Raw genomic sequence first — 17867 nt, forward strand, 5'->3', positions numbered from 1 at the left:
TTTTCGGGATCATGCTCTAGGCGGCAAGCGCGGTGAAGGCCGAAGCGTAGACCAACTTGCCGGCCTCGGGCGCGTCGCCCCAGGCCAGCGCCTGCAGCGCCTCGCCCTGGTACTCGCTCTCGAACTTCTCGGCGCGGGCATGGGTGTAGCCGAAACGGCCGTAATAGGCCGGATCGCCGAGCACCACGGCAAGCCGCTCGCCGGCTTCCTTGAGGCGGATATGCGCCTCGCGGATCAGCGCGCCGCCGATGCCGGTGCCATGGAAGGACGGCTCGACCGCCAGCGGCGCCAGCGCCACGGCGGCAGACCGCTTGCCACCGTTCTGCACGAAAAGCCTGGAAAACAGGATGTGGCCGACGACCTGGCCGTCTTCTTCGGCAACCAGCTCGACGACGGTGTCGCCACCGGCCACCAGGGCGTCGACCAGGCCGGCCTCCGCCTGCTGGCCGAAGGCATGCTCTTCGACGAGGCGGATCGCCTCGCGATCCCGCGGCGTCGCCGCGCGTATCGACATCATGCTCATGTGAGTTTCGTTCCTTTTTCGACCTTGGCCCCGCGCAGAAACTCCTGCGCGGCGGCGGGCCTTCCACCCGCCCGTTGAACTTCGACCAGCCGCACCGCGCCTGACCCGCAGGCGACCGTCAGCCGGTCATCGAGAATACCTCCCGACTCGCCGACGCCGTTGGAAAGCGTCGAGCGAAGCAGTTTCAGCCGCTCCACGCGGCCACCAATTTCGACCTCGCACCACGCGCCCGGGAAGGGCGAAAGGCCGCGAATGTGATTGTGGACTTCGCCGGCAGGCCGCGTCCAGTCTACGCGTGTCTCCGATTTATCGATCTTTCGGGCGTAGGTCACCCCTTCCGTCGCCTGTTGGGTAAATGTCAGACAATTTATCCCCAGCCGCGTCAGCGCTTCCACCATCAGCGAAGCGCCTAAGTCCATCATCCGGTCATGCAATTCGCCGGCGGTCATATCGGGTCCGATGGGCGATTTTTCAACCAATGCCACCGGACCGGTGTCGAGACCTTCTTCCATGCGCATGATCATCATGCCGGTCTCGGCATCGCCGGCCATGATGGCGCGCTGGATGGGAGCGGCACCGCGCCAACGCGGCAAAAGTGAGGCATGGGCGTTGAGGCAGCCCAATCTGGTGGCCTCCAAGACGGGTTTCGGCAGAAGCAGGCCATAGGCGACGACCACCGCGACATCGGCCCGCAAGGCGGCGAAGGCCTGCTGCTCGGGCTCGCTTTTCAGCGATGCCGGCGTCCGCACCTCGAGGCCAAGCCGCTCCGCCTCTCGCTGCACCGGCGAGGGCGTCAGTTCCAGCCCGCGCCGGCCAGCGGCGCGCGGCGGCTGGGTATAAACGGCGGCGATGTCATGCCCGGCCCCGGCGATCGCGCTGAGCGTCGGCACGGAAAAATCCGGCGTGCCCATGAAGATGACGCGAAGGGGCATGATGTCCTGCGATCCTGTTTCGTGCCCAAACCGGCCGTTGATTTAGGCGCCCGCTTCAAAAGGGTTTACGAGCTTCAGGTCAAGCCCATCGAAATCGCGGATGTTGCGCGTCGCAAGCGTGGCGTCATGCGCAAGGCAGATGGCTGCGATCATGGCATCGGAAAGGCTGATTGGACGACCTACCCTTTCCCTGGTCGCCCGGAGCCTGCCGGCAAGACGGGGGACCGCGTCTGCAAACTCAAGGATACGCCCCGAAAACTGTTTCGAAATTAGATGGTCGAGAGCACGGACATGGCGATCCGATCCGGTCTTGTTTAGAAATCTTTCAGCACCGAACGACTGCTCCATGATGACAGGGCCACATAGATAGAGATTCAGCAGATCTTGTCTGCGAAACCATTCGACCACATTGGGGTCAGGTATCGTTCTGCTTGCTTCGGAAACGACGTTGGTATCGAGGAGGATCACTCAAAATCCTCTGGCTGACGACCGAAGTCACGCTTCCTCTCCGCTTCGATGGTGTTCATCATCTCAGCAAACTCGCCGTCAATCGCGCTTTCATCTGCAAATGCGGAACGAATGCTATCCCAAGCGGAAAAATTGGCCTCCGGCCGCCCCTCTTTTTCCGCAATCATCCCCTTCCAAAGAAGATCAATGGCTTTGCCTGACAAGCTCTGCCCAATTTTCCGGGCAGCCTGCTCGATCTCACGTTTTAGGGGCTCAGGAACATTTCTGATTAGCATGTCGCCCATGATAACCTCCAAACTGATATCATGATATCGCGTCGATCGCGCTTGTTCAATGCGATTTCAGCCTGCGGATTTTGCGAGTCGTTAACTAAATTCAAATACGTTCCGCATATGAGAATTCAAGCAAGGCGAGTTGTTGAAACGAAGACCGCTTATCCCGTTCGCTCAGGGACATACCAGATATAGGAAGAGTTCGAGAGCCGTCTCGAAGGTTCGCAACGGCCGGAAGGCAACGATTCAATTCCTGAGCGCTGCAGTCATGGGAGTGGAACAGATTCGGGCAGTGATGTCTGCCGCTTTCGAGTGGCGGCTGGCGCCATTCCAAGGGGCCGTAGATGCACCGCCCGCAACAGGAACCCTTAAGCCGTGCTCCGTTCAGCGCCGAAAGCGGCGCATCACTCCCAGACTGACAAAGCCGATCAATGAGCTCATAAAACTAAGGCCGTACAGGTCGCGCCATAGGTGGGGCTCAACGTCATGCTGCGTAGCGCTCCGTAGAAGCGGCACAAAGCAAAGTGCGAACATTATCGCGGCCATGAGGAACAGTGCAACGAGCACCACCGCAATGCCGACGGCAATACCATTAGATCTGGCGTCTTGCAGCAACCATCTGGCTATCGGCACTGGAAGGCGGGGGTACGCTCCCCAGCCGACGAAGCCCACCAAAAAGCCCCATATTAGCGCGGGCACGATTTCCAAAGCGTCGAACTCCATCAGAGCAGATTGATTGCAGGAAAGTCTTTAGGCCAGCGTAATCGGCGAACCCGACGGGATGTGCCGCAGATGCCCACGCGGCGGACGGGGTGGATGCCTGTACCGACCGCCGCGCAATTGCTCCTCACCCGGGCGCCGAGGCGCGAGCACGGCGCGCCTCGGTTTCTGACGGCCGTAGCTGCGAGGAACATCATCGAGTTCCGGCACTCCTTCGATGTCCCAACCGAAATCAAGGAGGGCATCGAGATGCTCCTCCCGCAAGCGCCTCATCCACCAGACCATGTTCTCGAGCACGTCGAGTTTGGGAGCACGGTAGTAGCGCACCAAGTCGCTGACGATCTGCTGCTTGGTCGGGTGGCACATGGCAAGAACCTGGTCGATGTGCGCCTTCTTCCACTCCGTCGTGTCGCCGACGATCCCGCGGTAGGTGACGGGCCCGATGCGGCGGCCGATCCCAAGCATCCCGTCCAAGGTGTTCTGGAATCCCCGCCGCCTGTTCCAGCGGAACACGAACTCGTTCAGATATGCGTCGAGATGCTTCTCTCGGAATCCGTGGAACGTTCCGAGCGCCCACCTCTTCAGGTTCGCGAAGACAACGTGTGGCCATTTCAGAAGGATATGTGCCGGGAGCTTGGATTTCTTGACGTTCACCTTGGTTAGACGACGGTCTTCCACCTTATCGTAAGGGGCGTAGTCATCCGTCCGCAGCCAGGTTCCCGGCAGCGTGTTCGCCTCGACGAACGGAACGAGGCTCTCGGCCGACCTGTCGGCGATACGAGCTAACCTGATGCGTCCGACGCCATGCTTGCCAACGGTCTCGACGGCGCCAGCGATCCAGATCTGGTTGGCCGTGCTGCTGCCGCCGCCGCGCTCCAGAGCGTCCTCCTTGCGCCGATACGGGATGGCGGACTCGTCCACGTCGACGGTTCCCGAAAGTGGCGTCCGTTCCGGGTTGACCATGGCCCGCCGGAGCTTGTGGAGCACCAGCCAGGCCGTCTTGTAGGAAACCCCGAGCTTCGGCTGGAGCTGCAGGGCGGAGATGCTGTTGGAGTGCGTCGCCATCAGGTAGGCGGCCAGGAACCACTTGCGCAATGGCAGGTGCGTGCCCTGCATGACCGTCCCAGCGATCACCGAGGTCTGCCTACGACATCCAGGCCTTTCTCCCTTGCCAGCGCATTCGAACAGCCACGGCCGCGCTTCAAGGCGCCAGCCTTTCCTGGAACCGCAGCTCGGGCACACGAAGCCGCCTAGCCATCGCTTTTTGGTCAGATATTCCGCGCAAGCGTAGTCGTCGTGGAAAGTCTCCACGAACTTCTCGATCGACGGTGGTCTGTCGTACTTCCACCGGGTCGGAAACAGCGCCTCGCCCATGCCGACGCCAATAGGATAGGGCTACGGCATCTGTCATCAGGAATCACCAGATATGGTTACCACCTGAGCGAACGGGATAAGCGGTAAACGAAGTGAACGATCTTTTGCAGTTTATCTCACGCCATTGTTTGCGGGAGCTGTCGCTACGATTCTTATATTCTCACCGGAGTCTCGCGCGCTTGCGCTAGAGATCGGTTCAAAAGCGTTCGAGCTCGGGAAGGACTGGATTTTGCGTGGACGGCTTAAATAACCCTATCCCACCATCTTGCCCGGCGCCTTGTCCTTGGCGAGCTTCTTGAACTTCCTCACCACCATGTCGCGCTTCAGCTTCGAGATGTGGTCGATGAACAGCACGCCGTTGAGGTGGTCGATCTCGTGCTGCAGACAGGTCGCCATCAGGCCTTCGGCGTCAATCTCCTGCAGCTTGCCGTCGCGGTCGAGATATTTCACCCGCACCGCGGCGGGACGCTCGACCTCGGCATAATAGTCGGGGATCGACAGGCAGCCTTCCTCATAGACCGAGCGCTGGTCGGAGCTTTCGAGGATCTCCGGATTGATGAAGACATGCGGCGCCGGCTCCTCGCCTTCCTTGGCAAGGTCGATGACGAGCAGGCGCCGCGGCTCGCCGACCTGGATCGCCGCCAGCCCGATGCCCGGCGCGTCGTACATGGTTTCCAGCATGTCGTCGGCGAGCTTGCGCAAATCGCCGTCGACGCGCTCCACCGGCTTGGAAACCTGGCGCAGGATGGGATCGGGAAGAATGATGAGCGGCTTGATCGACATGGCGTCTCACCTAAGACCTCGCAGGAAAAGCGTCAACCGGGACATCATCCGCCTGTTCACGTTTTGATCTGTGCCGGCGGGCCGAATCGGTTATGCTGCCGACATGAACGACATGACCTCCATCCTTTCGCAACCGGTCGCGCGGCTCGGCGCCACCACGATCACGCTCGGCGAGGCGCTCGGCTTCGGCGGGCTTCTGCTGCTGGCGTTTTTCCTGGCGCTCGTCATAGCGCTGTGGCGCGCTGCCGGGGCACGCGCGGTTGCCGCGGCCGAAGCGGCCGATCATGCCCGCGATACCGAGGCGCGGATGGCGGACATCCTGCAGGCGCAGGCCGAGATGCAGGGCCGCATGGGCGCGATCGCCGAAGTGTTCGGCGCCAGGCAGGCCGAGCTCACCCAATCGCTCGGACAGCGGCTCGACGCCATGACCGGCCGCCTCGGCCAGACCATGGCCGAGCAGACCAAATCGACGCATGAGAGCCTGGCCAAATTGCAAGAGCGGCTGGCGGTGATCGACACCGCGCAAGGCAACATCCAGTCTTTAGCCGGCCAGGTCGTGCAGCTGCAGGCGATCCTTTCCAACAAGCAGACGCGCGGCGCCTTCGGCCAGTCGCGCATGGAGGCGATCGTCGCCGACGGGCTGCCGCACGGCGCCTACGAGTTTCAGGCGGGCCTGTCGAACGGCAGCCGGCCGGACTGCCTCGTGCGGATGCCGAACGGCGCGCCGATGCTTGCCATCGACGCCAAGTTTCCGCTGGAAGCTTGGAACGCCATCCGCGCCGCCGAGAGCCCCGACCTGCAGAAGGTCGCCGCGCAGGCGTTCCGCCGCGATATCGAGGTGCATATCCGCGATATCGCCGAAAAATACCTGATCCAGGGCGAGACGCAGGACACCGCCTTCATGTTCGTGCCGTCGGAATCGGTGTTCGCCGAGATCCACGAGAATTTCGAGGCCGTGGTGCAGAAGGCGCACCGCGCCCGCGTCGTCATCGTCTCGCCGTCGCTCTTGATGCTGTCGATCCAGGTGATCCAGGCAATCCTGAAGGATGCGCGCATGCGCGAGCAGGCGCATCTGATCCAGGGCGAGGTCATCCGCCTGATGGAGGACGTGGCGCGCGTCGACGAGCGCGTGCGCCGGCTGCAGACGCATTTCGGCCAGGCAAGCAAGGACATAGACGACATCCTCGTTTCGACGTCGAAAGTGACCAAGCGCGGCCAGAAGATCGAAGCGCTAGAGTTCGCCGAAGGGGAAACCGAGCCGCCGCGCGGTCCGGCCAAGGTGGAGGCCGGCGCGCGCGTGGCCGATTCCAAGACCGGCCAGCTCAGGTTGCGCGTCGTCGAAGGCGACGACTGAGCCGCCAAACGACTACTGCTCCTCGACCACCCTCGTGCCCTCGAATTCCGGCAGCCAGTGCAGAGCCGAGCGATGCCAGTATTGCGTCCTCGGCACCAGCTGATCGCGCTGGCGCGCCGTGCCGGTCCTGATGCCGTAGACCTTCGGGCCGTCGCCGACGGAGGTGGCATAAAGATGCGAGCCGCACTCGCCGCAGAAGCCCTGCGCCCGCTTGGCGCCGGTCGTCCCGGTCTTGATGTAGACCTTGGGCTCGCCCTTGGTGATGCGGTAATCCTCCTCCGGCACCCGCACGGTAACGCGAAACGCGGTGCCGGTCAGTTGCTGGCAGTCCGTGCAGTGGCAGATCGAGGTCTTTTCCGGGTCGACCTCCGCCTCATAGGTGATGGCGCCGCAGTGGCACCCGCCGTCGATTTTCATCGGGCTTGCTCCCCAAAAAATTGCTTCGCTCAAACCTAATCTTCTTCGGAGGCTTCGGCGATAGCCTTGCGCCTGCGCTCCCATGTGCCAGTCGCCTGCGGCTTGACGAACAGCCTGGTGATTTCGGGCATGTCGGTTTTCAGCCGCGCTTCCAGGCGTTCAACGCAGGCTTCGATCTCCGGCGCGGTGAGATGGTCCTCGAATTCGATGCTCAGGCCGGCGACGATTTCTTCCGGGCCGATATGGACACTCAGGATCCCGTTCGCCCGCTGCACCGCCGGATCATCCTCGACGATCGCCAGGACCTTGCGCTGCACCTCGGGGGAGGCGGGCTCGCCCATGAGCAGCCCCTTGCTCTCGCGTGCCAGAAAGGCCGCGGTCGCGCCAAGGATGATCGCGATGCCGATCGAGCCGACGCCGTCGAGCTCCGGGATTTCCAGCAGTCCGGACGCGAGGATGCCGGCGAAGGCGACGATCAGGCCGAGCAGTGCCGCGCTGTCCTCGAACAGCACTGTGTAGACGCTGGGGTCCTTGCTGCGGCGCACCGCCTGGAACCAGCCCTGACTGCCCTTCTCCTGGCGGAACTCCTTCAGCGCCACCAGCCAGGAACTGCCCTCGAACAGGAAGGACAGGCCAAGCACGATGTAGTTGACCCTGGCGTTGACGATGGGCTCGGGCGCCATGACGTGGACGACGCCTTCATAGAAGGAGACGCCGGCGCCCAGGGCGAAAACCAGCAGCGCGACGATGAAGCTCCAGAAATAGAGCTCCCGGCCATGGCCGAGCGGATGCGCGCGGTCGGCCGGGCGCGCGGCCCGGCGCATGCCGTAAAGCAGAAGCCCGCCATTGCCGGTGTCGACGAGCGAATGCACGCCTTCCGACAGCATCGCCGAAGAACCGGTGAAGAAGGCCGCGGCGAATTTGGTCAGCGCGATCGCGAGATTGCCGGCCAGCGCCGCGTAGATCACCCTTTTCGAGCCGGCATGCCCTGCCATTCGATCCTGACCCTCGCCGATCGATTCGAGCTTAGCGGCCAGTTGGCCGAAGCTCTACAGACAATGCGCCAGCCGCTCCAAGGTTCAGGAGCACCGACGCGCATCCCGTCCAACCGCCCGACACCTGTTTCACGGCCGGCGGATCAAGGGAAAACGGTTGACATCCGGGAAGCCGGCTTTCGAGGCGGCAAGCGACCTCTTGCGGTCGGACGCTTCTCTTGTTTCACTTGGCCCGCCCACAATCGGAGGAGCGAATCATGGCGAAAGGTGCGATGAAGGCGGGCAAGGAACCCCGCAAGCCGAAGAAGGACGCGAAGAAACCGGCCGCGGCCCCGGCCCCGAAGGCGCCGCCGGTCAAGGCGATGCGCATCAAGGAGAAGTAAGCCGCCGGCGCGGGCGTGCCGCGCTGGAACTCAAGGCGTCACGCTTTTTTATTTTGATGCATGTCGTTCTCCCAAAACCGCTTTGCACTTTGGGCGACATGCATTGTCCGTCTCGATGCGGATTTGAACCGGCGGCATGCCGAATGCTGCCGGTGCTTTGTTGAACGGGGAGCACGTCTCCCTATATCACCAGCGCGAGGACGACCTCGCTCCCCCCAAAAACCCGGCCGGGACGACCCGCCACCCCAAGCATCGGATGACCGATGCTGGCATGACGGAGCGTTTGCGATGTCCTGGATTTTTCTCTTTTTCGCCGGCCTGTTCGAGATCGGCTGGGCGATCGGTCTCAAATATACCGATGGTTTCTCGAAGCCGCTGCCGACCGCGCTCACCGTCGCCTCGATGATCGTCAGCCTTGGCCTGCTCGGCCTGGCGCTGAAGGCGCTGCCTGTGGGCACTGCCTACGCGGTGTGGACGGGGATCGGCACCGTCGGCACCGCCCTGCTCGGCATCTGGCTGCTCGGCGAGCCGGCAACTGCGGCGCGGCTTGCCTGCATCGGCCTGATCGTGTGCGGCATCATCGGGCTGAAGCTCGTCGCCTGAAACGGCACAAACGCGTTCAGGGCCGCCACCGGCGACCCTGATTCATTTTTCGAACGAACTCGAACCTAGCGGGCGGAGAAGCCCGGAGGCGTGCGGCCGACACGCGCCTTGCGGGCGGCGTAGCGCGCATCGCGCTTGGCCTTGCGCTCGGCCTCTTCGGCAAGCACACGGGCGATGCGTTCGGTTTCCTCGGCTTCGCGGATCTTGGCCTCGGCCGCCGCCGCTTCTTCAGCAGCGATACGGTCAGCCTCTGCCGCTGCCTCGCGTTCAGCCTTCTCGGCTGCTTCGCGCGCCAGCTTTTCCTGCTTCAGCCTGGCCTTCTCGGCCTCGCGGATCGCGCGGGCCGCGAGGATCGCCTTGCGTTCCGCCTGACGCGCCAGCACCGCTGGATCATCCGCCGCCGGCTTTGCCTTGAAGCGCTCCAGGAGCGCCTTCTTCGCCTCGTTCGCGGCATTGCGCCGCTCGAATATGTCTTTTTCCCTGTAGATAGCCAAATCCACTTCCCTGCAGTCAATTCGCGACGCTTACATACGCGCGAAAGCGATGAGTTCAAGCGCCAAAACGGTATGCCAGCCATGAAAATCTGCGCTGTTGCCGCCGGGATACGTCCTATCGCGCGATGCACTGTTCACAAACCGTGCCACTGGCGGCCGACCCGGCCGATCGCTACGTCTTGCGCCAGCAATCAACGCTCAACCAGCGCATCGGGATGCAATCGCCATGGAACTCGGCCTCTACACTTTCGCGGATGTCAGCCCGGAACCGGGCCCGGGCGCCATCGGGCCGCATGAACGGCTGCGCAACCTGATTGAGGAGATCGAGCTGGCCGACCAGGTCGGGCTCGACGTGTTCGGCCTCGGCGAACATCACCGCCCCGACTATGCGGCCTCGGTGCCGGTCGTGGCGCTCGCGGCGGCCGCCGAGCGGACCAAGCGCATCAAGCTCACCAGCGCGGTCACCGTGCTCTCTTCCGACGATCCGGTGCGGGTCTTCCAGCAATTCGCGACCCTCGACCTTCTGTCCGGCGGCCGCGCCGAGATCATGGCCGGGCGCGGCTCCTTCATCGAATCCTTCCCGCTTTTCGGCTACAATCTGGAGGACTATGACGAGCTCTTCGCCGAGAAGCTCGACCTGCTGCTCGCCATCCGCGACCAGGTGAAGGTGACGTGGCAGGGACGCTTGCGCGCGCCGATCAACGGCCGCGGCGTCTATCCGCGCCCCTTCCAGGACAAACTGCCGATCTGGATCGCCATCGGCGGGACGCCGCAGTCCGCCGCCCGCGCCGGCATGCTCGGCCTGCCGCTGGCGCTTGCCATCATCGGCGGCGAGCCGGCCCGCTTCGCGCCGCTGTTCGACATATATCGCGAGGCGGCAAGGGGCGCCGGCAACGATCGGGCCGCCCTCGCCACCAGCCTCAACGTGCACGGCTTCATCGCCGAGACGACGGAGAAGGCGGCCGACGATTTCTACGCGCCGCAGGCCGAGGTGATGAACCGCATCGGCCGCGAGCGCGGCTGGGGGCCGACCTCGCGGGCGCATTTCGACCACGCGCGGGGTCTCGGCGGCGCCCTGTTCGTCGGCAGTCCTGAAGCCGTGGCGGAAAAGATCGTCGCCCAGCACAAGATCTTCGTCAACGACCGCTTCCTCCTGCAGATGGCGATCGGCACCATGCCGCACGCCAAGACCATGAAGGCGATCGAGCTCTACGGCACCAAGGTGGCGCCGATCGTGCGGCGCGAGACGGCGAAGGCTGCGCCCGCCGCCTGAAGACGCCGGCCCGGCAAGGCTCTATCATCACCGCCGGCTAACGGAACCTTGGCGCGGCGGACACGTTTTTCTCGACGATCGCACCGGTAGCGGTGCTCGAGGGGAACGATGAAAGCCGAGACGACCGCTTCGGGCGCGAGCGTTGCCGAAAGCGTTGAACCACGTGCCGAAGCCCACGCCGAACTGCGACTGATGCGATCGCTGCTGATCGGCATCTTCATCCTCATGACGACCGCGGCGCTCTATTTCGCCCGCGCTTTCTTCATGCCCGTGATCCTCGCCTTCCTGCTGGCGCTGACGCTGACGCCGATCGTGCGCTTCCTGCGCAAGCACGGCGTTCCCGACGTGCTGTCCGCGACGCTGCTGGTGCTGCTCTCAGTCTTCCTTGTGGCCAGCGCCGGCTATCTGCTCAGCGGCCCGGTCATCGATCTCATCAACAACAGCTCGTCCATCGGCCTGCAGCTGACCGACAGGCTGGCGCCGTTCAAGCAACCGCTCGAAAGGGTCATGGACATCGCGCACCAGCTCGAGGCGCTGACCGAGACCGCACAGGAGCCGAACGTGCAAAAGGTGGCGGTGGCGCCATCCGGCATGCTCTCCACGGCCGCCAGCAACATAGTGGGGGCCGGCACCAGCATCACCATCGTCTTCGTGCTGTCGCTGTTCCTGCTCGCCTCGGGCACCTTGTTCTACGAGAAGATCGTTCAGTCCTTCGCCAGTCTCAGCGACAAGAAGCGGGCGCTGCGCGTCGTCTATGACGTCGAGCGCGAGATCTCGCACTATCTGCTCACCGTCGCCCTCATCAATACCGGCCTCGGCACGGTGATCGGGCTCGGCCTGTGGGGGCTCGGCATGCCGAACCCGCTGGTCTGGGGCGCGGCCGCGGCGTTGCTCAATTTCCTGCCCTATGTCGGCGCGCTGATAACCATCCTCCTGGTCACGACCATCGCGCTGATCAGCTTCGATACGATCTCCTACGCGCTGCTGGCGCCCGCCTTCGTCCTGTTGTGCGACCTCGTCGAGGGCCAGTTCGTGACCCCGACGGTGGTCGGCCGGCGGCTCGAGATCAATGCCGTGGCGATCTTCATCGCCATCGCCTTCTGGTCCTGGCTATGGGGCTTCGTCGGCGCGCTGATGGCGGTGCCGCTGCTGGTCGTCATCAAGGTGTTCTGCGACCATTTCGACGGCCTCAGCCATGTCGGCAACTTCCTCGCCGCGCAGCAGACCATCGTCGCCGACGAGGTTGGCGAGAACAACCACAAGCGCGCCGCGTAAAGCCTGGTCCAATGGCCATGTCCGGCCGGCTGTTTGCGGCGCCCATGGCGAGTGCCTATATCGGCCTGGTCAAGCCGGATTTCCCTCTCATGACCAACGCCTCCTTCGACATCGATGGCTATTTCGCCCGCATTGGCTATCGCGGTCCGACGGATGCTTCGCTGGCAGCGCTGAAGGCGCTGCACCGGCAGCATCCGCAGGCGATCCCGTTCGAGAACGTCGACGCGCTGATGGGCGTTTCGGTCGGGCTCGATCCGGCTTCGCTGCAGGACAAGGTCTTCAGCCAAGGCCGCGGCGGATACTGCTTCGAGCACAATCTGATCTTCATGCATGCGCTCGGAGCGCTGAGTTTCAACGTCAGCGGGCTCGCCGCCCGCGTGCTGTGGGGCCAGCCGGACGATGCCATCACGGCGCGCAGCCATATGCTGTTGCGGGTCGAGCTCGATGGAAAGACATACATTGCCGATGTCGGCTTTGGCGGCCTGACGCTGACGGCGCCGCTGCTGCTCGAGCCGGATCTCGAACAGCAGACCCCGCACGAGGCCTTCCGCATCACCGAGACCGGCGATCATTTTCGGCTGCAGGCGGGCATCGGCGGCGCCAATATCAACAACGATTGGCGCACGCTCTACCGCTTCGACATGCAGCGGACCTACGAGGTCGACTACCAGGTGAGCAGCCATTTCCTGTCGACGCATCCGAGCTCGCATTTCCTGTCGACCCTGGTCGCGGCGCGCGCTTTGCCGGACCGGCGCTACGGGCTGCGCAACAACCGGTTGTCGATCCATCATCTCGGCGGCCGCAGCGAGCAGCGCGAGATCGCCTCGGCGACCGAGCTCGCCGACGTGCTGGAGAGCGAGCTCGCCATCGTCATCCCCGACCGCGCCGCCTTCGAGGCAAGGCTGCGGCAGAAGAACATCGTGGAGACCTGATCAATGACTGCACTTTCGGTTCTCGACCTGTCGCCGATCACGCAAGGCAGCAATGCCTCGCAGTCGCTCGCCAATTCGCTCGACCTTGCCCGCCATGCCGAGCGGCTGGGCTACAAGCGCTATTGGCTCGCCGAGCACCACAACATGCCGGGCATCGCCAGCGCGGCGACTTCCGTCGTCATCGCCCATGTCGCGGGCGGTACCAGAACGATCCGCGTCGGCGCCGGCGGCATCATGCTGCCCAACCACGCGCCGCTGGTGATCGCCGAGCAGTTCGGCACGCTCAACGCCCTTTTCCCGGGCCGCATCGACCTCGGCCTCGGCCGCGCGCCGGGCACCGACATGATGACGGCGCGGGCGCTGCGCCGCAACCTGGAGGCCAGCGACAACTTCCCCCAGGACGTGGTCGAGCTGATGGGCTACTTCCGGCCGGCCGAGGAAGGCCAGCGCATCCGCGCGGTGCCGGGCGAAGGGCAGCATGTGCCGGTCTGGATCCTTGGCTCCAGCCTCTACGGCGCGCAGCTCGCGGCGCTGCTCGGCCTGCCCTATGCCTTCGCCTCGCATTTCGCGCCGGCCGAGCTCGACCACGCGCTGGAGGTCTATCGCACCCGTTTCCAGCCGTCGGCTGAGCTCGACAAGCCCTATGTAATGCTCGGCCTCAACGTCTTTGCCGCGCCCACCGACGCCGAGGCGCGGCTTTTGTTCACCTCCCTGCAGCAGGCCTTCGTCAATCTGCGCAGCGGCCGGCCCGGGCAATTGCCGCCGCCGGTCCAAAACTATGACCGCGATCTCGATCCGGTCGCCAAGACCATGCTTGCCCAGGCGCTGTCCTGCGCCGTCGCCGGCTCGCCGGAGACGGTCCGCCAGGGCATCGACGCTTTCGTGCGTCGTACCGGCGCCGACGAATTGATGGTGACGGCGCAGATGTTCGACCACGCGGCGCGGGTGCGCTCCTTCGAGATCCTGGCGGATGTGCATGGATCGATGTCACAAGCGGCCTGAGCAACTCGATGGCTTTTGCCTGACATACTCGTCTGCTAAGGGCAGGCCCTTACTCAAGCGCGAGCCTTCCCGTGACCGACGACCTCGACCAGCGCATGCATTTCGCCATCGGCCTAGCGCGCCGGGCCGGCGAGCTTGGGCTGAAATATTTTCGCGACCTCGACAACCTCACAATCGAGAGCAAGGGCCGTCAGGACCTGGTCTCCGACGGCGACCGCGAGGTCGAGATGTTCATCCGCGCGGCGATCACCGAGACCTATCCCGCCGACGGCATCGTCGGCGAGGAGCATGCGCCGGTGACCGGCAGGACCGGCCATGTCTGGGTGATCGACCCGATCGACGGCACCGCCAATTTCGTGCGCGGCATTCCGGCCTGGTGCGTGGTGATCGCCTGCGCCAGGGATGGCGAGACCGTCGTCGGCGTCATCCACGAGCCTTCGACCGGCGAGACCTTCCATGGCCGCCTCGGCGGCGGCGCCTTCGTCAACGGCCGGCCGATCGAGGCGAGCGGCGCCGCGGCACTTTCCGAAGGCTCGGTCGGAACCGGGCTTTCGAACCGCGCGTCGACCGAACATGTCGCAGCATTGATCAGCATGATCATGGCCGAGGGCGGCGTCTTCTACCGCAACGCGTCCGGCGCGCTGATGCTCGCCTATGCCGCGGCCGGGCGGCTGCTCGGCTATGTCGAGGAGCACATGAATGCCTGGGATTGCCTGGCCGGCATGCTACTGGTGGAGGAGGCGGGCGGCACGGTGCTGAAGCCCGATCCCAAGGCGGTTCTCAGCAATGGAACGCAGGTGATCGCCGGCGGAAAGCTGATCTTTCCGAAGCTGCGCACGCTTTGCACGGAAGCGTTCCGACACTGATCCCCCGGCATCTGCAGGCCGGCATCACCTTGATCTCAACACACCTCAAATCACGATGACCTTTGTGCCGATTTCAGCCCGGTCATAGAGATCGATGATGTCCTGGTTCATGAGGCGGATGCAGCCCGCCGACACGGCTTTGCCGATGGACCACCATTCAGGGCTGCCGTGCAGGCGATATCCGGTGTCACCCTTCTCGTTGAAAAGATAGAGCGCCCGCGCGCCGAGCGGGTTCATGAGTCCGCCTTCCATATGGGCCGGTATGATGTGGCCCCGGTTGCGCTCGCGCACGATCATCTGGGACGGCGCGCTCCAATCCGGCCATTCGCGCTTCCGCGCAACATGAGCAGTGCCATGCCACTCGAAGCCCGCCTTGCCGACGCCGATGCCGTAGCGCATCGCCTGGCCGTCTCCCAGCACGTAATAGAGGAACTTCGCCCCTGTATCGACAATGATGGTGCCTGGCGCCTCGTCGGTCGCATAAGCCACCGTCTGCCGGCGAAGCCTTTGGTCGACCTTGTAGATCGGAACCGGCGGAATGCGGAAACCGGCGTCGGTGAGGCCGCCATAGGCCAGTGAGGAAGTCGGCAAAGCGCCGCCGGCGGTGCAGCCGGACAATGCCAGCATCCCGGCAAGTACCCCGATCAGAACCGATTTCGCGCGCATGATCCAAGCCGGCGCTCGTGCCGGCGATCTGCCGCATCTTGTCCTATTCGTAGTCCCGTCTGCCTCGATTGCCAAGCTTTCCATCTTCTCCGACCGGCTGGCCGGCGTTTCCTGCGCAGGGTTGGACCGACCGGACGGGCCCGGCGGCCTTTCCCACAACAGCCAGACGTTTTCGCGTCCGCCGGCAGCCGTCAGATGCATGGCGGCAAAGATGTTTTCAGCCTCATTCGCGACCCAAAGTCACGCCCCCAGGGCACAGCTTCCCCCGTCCGACATGCAACCGGCGCATGAGGGCGGCGTCCCGTTTTGGAAAAATCCCGTTTGGACAACGAGATAGGGCAAAAATGGATCGACCCTGGCGTCGAGCGTGCCGGTCCGCTCGCCAAACCCCACCGGACAGTTGACGCCGTGCGCAGAATGCTTGCGCGCCGTGCCGCCTGTTCTTATATACGCGCCAGCCGTCCGGCCTTGAAAATCCGGGACCGTGGCGGAATTTCTTGTGAACAGGGGCTTTCGTCGGAACGCCTTATCAGGGTCCTGAGAGCCTGCTTAGAGGAGAGACTAGAACAATGGCAAAAGTTATCGGTATCGATCTCGGAACCACAAACTCCTGCATCGCCATCATGGACGGCAAGGAGCCCAAGGTTATCGAGAATGCGGAAGGCGCGCGCACGACCCCTTCCATCGTCGCCATCAACAGCGACGGAGAACGCCTCGTCGGCCAGCCGGCCAAACGCCAGGCGGTCACCAATCCTGAAAACACCATCTTCGCGGTCAAGCGCCTGATCGGCCGCCGCTATGACGATCCGGTGACGGAGAAGGACAAGAAGCTTGTCCCCTACAAGATCGTCAAAGGCGACAATGGCGATGCCTGGGTCGAGGCCGGCGGCAAGAAGCTGTCGCCCAGCCAGATCTCGGCCATGATCCTGCAGAAGATGAAGGAAACGGCGGAAGCCTATCTTGGCGAGAAGGTCGAGAAGGCGGTCATCACCGTTCCGGCCTATTTCAACGACGCCCAGCGCCAGGCGACCAAGGACGCCGGCAAGATCGCAGGCCTCGAAGTGCTGCGCATCATCAACGAGCCGACGGCTGCCGCGCTCGCCTATGGCCTGGAGAAGAAGGACGGCAAGACCATCGCCGTCTATGACCTTGGCGGCGGCACGTTCGACATTTCGGTGCTCGAGATCGGCGACGGCGTCTTCGAGGTGAAGTCGACCAACGGCGACACCTTCCTCGGCGGCGAGGACTTCGACATGCGCCTGGTCGAGTACCTGGCGGCCGAGTTCAAGAAGGAGCAGGGCATCGACCTCAAGGCCGACAAGCTTGCGCTGCAGCGCCTGAAGGAAGCGGCGGAAAAGGCCAAGATCGAGCTGTCGTCGACGACGCAGACCGAGATCAACCTGCCCTTCATCACCGCCGACGCCACCGGGCCGAAGCACCTGACGATGAAGCTCACCCGGGCAAAGTTCGAAAGCCTGGTCGAGGATCTCGTGCAGCGAACCATCGACCCCTGCAAGGCGGCGCTCAAGGACGCCGGCCTGAAGGCGGGCGAGATCGACGAGGTGGTGCTGGTCGGCGGCATGACCCGCATGCCCAAGATCCAGGAGATCGTGAAGCAGTTCTTCGGCAAGGACCCGCACAAGGGCGTCAACCCCGATGAGGTCGTGGCGCTCGGCGCCGCCATCCAGGCCGGCGTGCTGCAGGGCGACGTCAAGGATGTGCTGCTGCTCGACGTGACGCCGCTGTCGCTCGGCATCGAGACGCTGGGCGGCGTGTTCACCCGGCTGATCGAGCGCAACACCACGATCCCGACCAAGAAGAGCCAGGTGTTCTCGACGGCTGAGGATTCGCAGTCGGCGGTGACGATCCGCGTCTTCCAGGGCGAGCGCGAGATGGCGGCCGACAACAAGATGCTCGGCCAGTTCGACCTGGTCGGCATCCCGCCGGCTCCGCGCGGCGTGCCGCAGATCGAGGTCACCTTCGACATCGACGCCAACGGCATCGTCAATGTCTCGGCCAAGGACAAGGGCACCGGCAAGGAGCACCAGATCCGCATCCAGGCTTCGGGCGGCCTGTCCGACGCCGACATCGAGAAGATGGTGAAGGACGCCGAGGCCAACGCCGACGCCGACAAGAAGCGCCGCGCGCTCGTCGAGGCCCGCAACCAGGCCGAATCCCTGGTGCACTCGTCCGAGAAGTCGCTCAAGGACTATGGCGACAAGGTCTCGGAGGCCGATCGCACCGCGATCGCCGACGCCATCAGCGCGCTGAAGACCGCCGCCGAGGGCGACGACGTGGCCGATATCGAGGCCAAGTCGCAGTCGCTTGCCGAAGCTTCGATGAAGCTTGGCCAGGCCATGTACGAGGCCTCGCAGAAGGAAGCGGCCGAAGCCGACGCCAAGGCGGACGCCGCCAAGGATTCGGACGTGGTCGACGCCGACTTCGAGGAGATCGACGAAGACGACGAGAAGAAGAAGTCGGCCTGAGCCGCCTGACGGCAAATAATGCGAAAAGCCCGGCGCAAAGCCGGGCTTT

18 protein-coding genes and 1 pseudogene are annotated in these 17867 nt (G+C 63.9%); 9 read left to right on the forward strand and 10 right to left on the reverse strand.

Annotated elements, in window-relative coordinates; all coding sequences use genetic code 11:
* Window positions 1–16 precede the first annotated feature (16 nt).
* The 6 genes and pseudogenes from EN874_RS11925 to def all read right to left on the reverse strand — a co-directional run bounded on the left by EN874_RS11925 (window position 17) and on the right by def (window position 5072).
* Window positions 17–523, reverse strand: coding sequence for an N-acetyltransferase (locus EN874_RS11925; protein WP_127424920.1), 507 nt, complete (start codon window positions 521–523; stop codon window positions 17–19).
* Entirely contained in the window at window positions 520–1455 is a 936-nt protein-coding gene (gene fmt / locus EN874_RS11930; protein ID WP_127424921.1) for a methionyl-tRNA formyltransferase, read from the reverse strand. The genes EN874_RS11925 and fmt overlap by 4 nt, the downstream gene beginning before the upstream one ends.
* A gap of 42 nt (window positions 1456–1497) precedes the next feature.
* On the reverse strand, window positions 1498–1923 hold the full coding sequence (locus EN874_RS11935) for a type II toxin-antitoxin system VapC family toxin (RefSeq protein ID WP_127424922.1): 426 nt from the start codon (window positions 1921–1923) through the stop codon (window positions 1498–1500).
* On the reverse strand, window positions 1920–2207 hold the full coding sequence (locus tag EN874_RS11940) for a plasmid stabilization protein (protein ID WP_168247426.1): 288 nt from the start codon (window positions 2205–2207) through the stop codon (window positions 1920–1922). The genes EN874_RS11935 and EN874_RS11940 overlap by 4 nt, the downstream gene beginning before the upstream one ends.
* 1122 nt (window positions 2208–3329) lie before the next feature.
* A pseudogene (locus EN874_RS11950) lies at window positions 3330–4289 on the reverse strand (IS1595 family transposase); the annotation flags it as partial.
* A gap of 252 nt (window positions 4290–4541) precedes the next feature.
* Complete coding sequence (gene def / locus EN874_RS11955; RefSeq protein WP_126086615.1) at window positions 4542–5072, reverse strand: peptide deformylase; 531 nt, start codon at window positions 5070–5072, stop codon at window positions 4542–4544.
* Between the two features lie 103 nt (window positions 5073–5175).
* Here def and EN874_RS11960 point away from each other — a divergent pair, with 103 nt between their 5' ends.
* Entirely contained in the window at window positions 5176–6426 is a 1251-nt protein-coding gene (locus EN874_RS11960; protein WP_127424924.1) for a DNA recombination protein RmuC, read from the forward strand.
* Window positions 6427–6438: 12 nt separating this feature from the next.
* Here EN874_RS11960 and EN874_RS11965 read toward each other — a convergent pair whose 3' ends face one another.
* Both EN874_RS11965 and EN874_RS11970 read right to left on the reverse strand, forming a co-directional pair.
* Window positions 6439–6843 carry a GFA family protein gene (locus EN874_RS11965; RefSeq protein ID WP_127424925.1) on the reverse strand — a complete coding sequence of 135 codons (405 nt, stop codon included), beginning with the start codon at window positions 6841–6843 and terminating at the stop codon, window positions 6439–6441.
* Between the two features lie 35 nt (window positions 6844–6878).
* Complete coding sequence (locus tag EN874_RS11970; RefSeq protein ID WP_127424926.1) at window positions 6879–7838, reverse strand: cation diffusion facilitator family transporter; 960 nt, start codon at window positions 7836–7838, stop codon at window positions 6879–6881.
* Between the two features lie 257 nt (window positions 7839–8095).
* On the opposite strand from EN874_RS11970, the gene EN874_RS34815 reads away from it, so the two are divergent.
* Complete coding sequence (locus EN874_RS34815; RefSeq protein ID WP_082953831.1) at window positions 8096–8221, forward strand: hypothetical protein; 126 nt, start codon at window positions 8096–8098, stop codon at window positions 8219–8221.
* 288 nt (window positions 8222–8509) lie between these two features.
* On the forward strand, window positions 8510–8824 hold the full coding sequence (gene sugE, locus EN874_RS11980; protein WP_126086619.1) for a quaternary ammonium compound efflux SMR transporter SugE: 315 nt from the start codon (window positions 8510–8512) through the stop codon (window positions 8822–8824).
* A 65-nt stretch (window positions 8825–8889) separates the two neighbouring features.
* Here sugE and EN874_RS11985 read toward each other — a convergent pair whose 3' ends face one another.
* The gene (locus tag EN874_RS11985; protein WP_126086620.1) at window positions 8890–9318 is read right to left on the reverse strand and encodes a DUF6481 family protein; all 429 of its coding nucleotides are present in this window, start codon (window positions 9316–9318) and stop codon (window positions 8890–8892) included.
* A 226-nt stretch (window positions 9319–9544) separates the two neighbouring features.
* Between EN874_RS11985 and EN874_RS11990 the strand changes: the two genes are divergently transcribed.
* From EN874_RS11990 to EN874_RS12010, 5 genes are all read left to right on the forward strand, one after another.
* Window positions 9545–10591 carry an LLM class flavin-dependent oxidoreductase gene (locus EN874_RS11990; protein ID WP_127424927.1) on the forward strand — a complete coding sequence of 349 codons (1047 nt, stop codon included), beginning with the start codon at window positions 9545–9547 and terminating at the stop codon, window positions 10589–10591.
* Window positions 10592–10699: 108 nt separating this feature from the next.
* Window positions 10700–11866 (forward strand): AI-2E family transporter, encoded by a 1167-nt coding sequence (locus EN874_RS11995; protein ID WP_127424928.1) that lies wholly within the window; start codon window positions 10700–10702, stop codon window positions 11864–11866.
* An 11-nt stretch (window positions 11867–11877) separates the two neighbouring features.
* Window positions 11878–12798, forward strand: coding sequence for an arylamine N-acetyltransferase (locus EN874_RS12000; protein ID WP_245513529.1), 921 nt, complete (start codon window positions 11878–11880; stop codon window positions 12796–12798).
* 3 nt (window positions 12799–12801) lie between these two features.
* Complete coding sequence (locus EN874_RS12005) at window positions 12802–13800, forward strand: LLM class flavin-dependent oxidoreductase (RefSeq protein WP_127424929.1); 999 nt, start codon at window positions 12802–12804, stop codon at window positions 13798–13800.
* 71 nt (window positions 13801–13871) lie between these two features.
* Window positions 13872–14666, forward strand: coding sequence for an inositol monophosphatase family protein (locus EN874_RS12010; RefSeq protein WP_127424930.1), 795 nt, complete (start codon window positions 13872–13874; stop codon window positions 14664–14666).
* A gap of 45 nt (window positions 14667–14711) precedes the next feature.
* Here EN874_RS12010 and EN874_RS12015 read toward each other — a convergent pair whose 3' ends face one another.
* Window positions 14712–15332, reverse strand: a complete 621-nt coding sequence (locus EN874_RS12015) for a L,D-transpeptidase (RefSeq protein WP_127424931.1) — start codon at window positions 15330–15332, stop codon at window positions 14712–14714.
* 569 nt (window positions 15333–15901) lie between these two features.
* On the opposite strand from EN874_RS12015, the gene dnaK reads away from it, so the two are divergent.
* Window positions 15902–17818 carry a molecular chaperone DnaK gene (gene dnaK / locus EN874_RS12020; RefSeq protein WP_127424932.1) on the forward strand — a complete coding sequence of 639 codons (1917 nt, stop codon included), beginning with the start codon at window positions 15902–15904 and terminating at the stop codon, window positions 17816–17818.
* The last annotated feature ends 49 nt before the right edge of the window (window positions 17819–17867 follow it).

The sequence above is a fragment of the Mesorhizobium sp. M1D.F.Ca.ET.231.01.1.1 genome, from assembly GCF_003999155.2.
GTDB lineage: Bacteria > Pseudomonadota > Alphaproteobacteria > Rhizobiales > Rhizobiaceae > Mesorhizobium.